The 3,328-nt window shown below is 41.6% G+C and carries 2 protein-coding genes and 2 tRNA genes; 1 reads left to right on the top strand and 3 read right to left on the bottom strand.

Features of this window, described 5'->3' with window-relative positions; genetic code table 11:
* Positions 1-115: 115 nt before the first annotated feature.
* The 3 genes from ACVBIK_RS20565 to ACVBIK_RS20555 form a co-directional block, all read right to left on the bottom strand.
* A tRNA-Ala gene (locus tag ACVBIK_RS20565) sits at positions 116-191 on the bottom strand.
* 104 nt (positions 192-295) lie between these two features.
* Positions 296-1,705: a glutamate--tRNA ligase gene (gene gltX / locus ACVBIK_RS20560; RefSeq protein WP_447162717.1), complete on the bottom strand. Its 1,410-nt coding sequence runs from the start codon at positions 1,703-1,705 to the stop codon at positions 296-298.
* An 850-nt stretch (positions 1,706-2,555) separates the two neighbouring features.
* Positions 2,556-2,771 (bottom strand): hypothetical protein, encoded by a 216-nt coding sequence (locus ACVBIK_RS20555; RefSeq protein ID WP_447170414.1) that lies wholly within the window; start codon positions 2,769-2,771, stop codon positions 2,556-2,558.
* Between the two features lie 481 nt (positions 2,772-3,252).
* Here ACVBIK_RS20555 and ACVBIK_RS20550 point away from each other — a divergent pair.
* A tRNA-Val gene (locus ACVBIK_RS20550) sits at positions 3,253-3,328 on the top strand.

The raw sequence follows: 3,328 nt of genomic DNA, 5'->3' as shown, positions 1-3,328 counted from the left end.
AAAGGGCGGTGTCCTAGGCCTCTAGACGAAGGGGACCCGGACTGCATTAGACTCTGCAAAGAGTGAATACTCATTAAGTTCTGTAGGCTAAAACTTAACGCTTGCTGTAGTTAGGTGGTGGAGCCTAGCGGGATCGAACCGCTGACCTCAACACTGCCAGTGTTGCGCTCTCCCAGCTGAGCTAAGGCCCCTCACTAACTAAATCACTTTTGAGTGCACCGCGAACTATTCGTTAGCTGTGTCTCAACTGCGTGGCGCATTCTATGCAGCGCACCCAAAAGAGTCAACCCGTTTTTTACGAATTTATTCTATTTGCTACAAATTCAATCGCTTTGGAGATTCTTTGCTCTGTACGGACCTTGCCAACCAAGAATATGGTTAAATCAACAGCAGGAGACATACCAGCACCAGTAACTGCAACACGTAATGGCATACCGACTTTACCCATACCTACGTCTAATTCAGTCGCTGTATCTTCAATAGCTTGGTGAATAGCTTCTAAAGTCCACTCATTTAACGCAGCCAATTTAGACTGAATAAGAGTTAGTGGTTCAAGTGCAACACCTCTTAGGTGTTTTTTAGCTGCCGTTTCATCAAACTCTGCAAAGTCTTCATAGAAGTAACGACTAGAAGCCGCAAGTTCTTTTAGTGTTTTAGCACGTTCAGATAATGCTGAAACCACTTCAGACAGTTTTGGGCCATTACTTGTATCAATATTCTGATCAGCCATGTGCCATTCAAGGTGTGAAGCAACATACTCTGGATCTGATTCTTTAATATAATGCTGGTTTAACCAAATAAGCTTATCAGTATTAAAAGCTGAAGCAGCCTTATTTATATCATCAAGACTAAAGAACTGCTTCATCTCTTCTATAGAGAAAACTTCCTGATCGCCATGTGACCAACCCAAACGGACTAAGTAGTTAAGCAACGCTTCTGGTAAATAACCATCATCACGGTACTGCATAACCCCTACCGCACCATGACGCTTAGAAAGTTTAGCGCCGTCATCTCCCAAGATCATCGATACGTGTGCGTACTCTGGTATTGGTGCACCCAATGCTTTTAGGATATTAATTTGTCGTGGTGTATTATTGATATGGTCTTCACCACGGACAACGCATGTGATCCCCATATCCCAATCATCAACAACTACACAGAAGTTATAAGTAGGTGTACCTTCGGTACGAGCGATAATAAGATCGTCTAATGTACTGTTGGCGAATTCAATGCGACCACGCACATGATCATCAAATACCACACTACCTTCAGTCGGGTTTTTAAATCGCACAACAAAAGGTTCATCAGTATCACGTGGTGCTTTATCACGGCAGCAACCGTCATACTTTTGCTGTTCGCCCTTAGCAGCTTGTTCTTCACGCATTGTTTCAATACGCTCACGACTACAGTAGCACTTATATGCAGTGCCCTGCTCTAGCATCTGTGCAATGATTTCGTTGTAACGGTCAAAACGCTTGGTTTGATAGTAAGGACCTTCGTCCCAATTCAGGTTAAGCCATTCCATACCTTCTAAAATTGCAGCGCAGGCTTCTGGAGTTGAACGTTCAAGATCGGTATCTTCAATACGTAAAACAAACTCACCTTGGTTTGCGCGTGCATGTAACCATGAATAAAGTGCAGTTCGAGCACCACCAACGTGCAAAAAGCCTGTAGGGCTTGGAGCAAAACGCGTCTTAATTGTCATAATGGACACTGACCTATGTAGAAAGTCTAAATAATAGACTGTACTAATGAATGTGGAGCATATTCTAACAGCCAAAGCAGCTAGGGAAAATAGGTCTACTACTATATGGTAAATTTTATAGTTAAAATCTGCCATTCGGCCTAAATGCTCACTCGTTTAACGACCTAATACCAATCAGTATAAAAATGTGGTCGCTCAGCGAGAGTATAGCGGCACTGAGACAAGGTCATTAAATGCCCTAGGTAACTGTTCCTGCGTTACTCTACCGCCTATATCCATATAGTCGTGCATTAATGACATTCACCACATCTGACCTTCAGGGATGGATGAAATGTCTTATGTATGTCGGGAACATATAAGACCATGTGGTTTGCAACGAGTGAAGCGCATAGTTGAACTAGGTTAAGCTCCCTCTTGTTCCATAAGAGTCACAGTATCAGAGCCGCTAAAACTCACCATTCTGGTGCGTTTTTGGCTGCCTACTTCTGCGTTGAACAACTTCACAAGGGAGCAACCATTCTTTCAGTTATTCGCCTTGAATTAGTTTGCCAAAAAACGTTCTGAGTAGATCAACGTCTTATACTGATTGGTATAACTCCCTCAATCAACCAAGTGCACCGTTACTCGTCTAAAACAGAGTTGAATCTAGCAGTCAACTTACATAACTCTACTTACATGATTTAACCTACATGCTTAAACCTACATGCTTAAACCTACATAGTTAAATCAATCTCACAGCTAGGAGTGGTGGAAGGTCATATCACTGCTATTGCAACGTTTGAACAAGGAGCTACTTACCACTTACATACTTAGTTAATTCGTTACTCCCCTTTTCTAGAACAATGACGTTTTAACTACCCATATAACGAACTCTTTCCCCTTGTTCAAAGGAGAAGTAATCCACGATAAGTTTAGCGGCAGACTCCATTACATGATTGGTATTATAACTAACGTGACAGATGTCTATTTTACCGTGGGTAATATCAAACCAGGCTAATACCTGAAAGCTGATAGTTACAAGTCGATAGGTATTAGCAAGTAGAAAAACGGCTTTAAACAAAGCCACAATACCGAGGTTCCGGGGATGTAAGACACTGACACGCTTTTTAGCTCTTACATATGCAAGAATTTTTAGATAGTAATATGCAAGAAGTTGAACCGAAAATTCCGAACAAAGATAAAGCTCCCCCTTAACATTAAAAATAAGACCCTACTTACACGCTCTAATGGCAGAGTTGCAGCAAATAACCAGCAAACAATTTTAATCTCGTTATAAAAAACGATATAAAATGCAATATCCAACACTATTCTATAAGTAATAATCGAGTAGTTAGTCATAATTGGGATAGATCGCCGCCCTACTTCAGTGAATGCTTTGCAAAGTAAATACCTTAAAAGCTAATTTTTTACTCATTTTTTACTTGCATCTGCCGCATGCTGATTAACTATGCATCAACACGCACAAAATTGAACCGTACTCATTCTTTTATCTAAAAAAAGCGTTGACAGTAGATCGTTCATCCCTATAATACGGCCCCACACAGCGAGGTCGATTAGCTCAGCTGGGAGAGCACCTCCCTTACAAGGAGGGGGTCACTGGTTCGAGCCCAGTATCGACCACCA

This window comes from Shewanella sp. 125m-1, assembly GCF_052977065.1.
The sequence above is the reverse complement of the archived record's forward strand: the minus strand, read 5'-3'. Positions and strand labels throughout refer to the sequence as shown.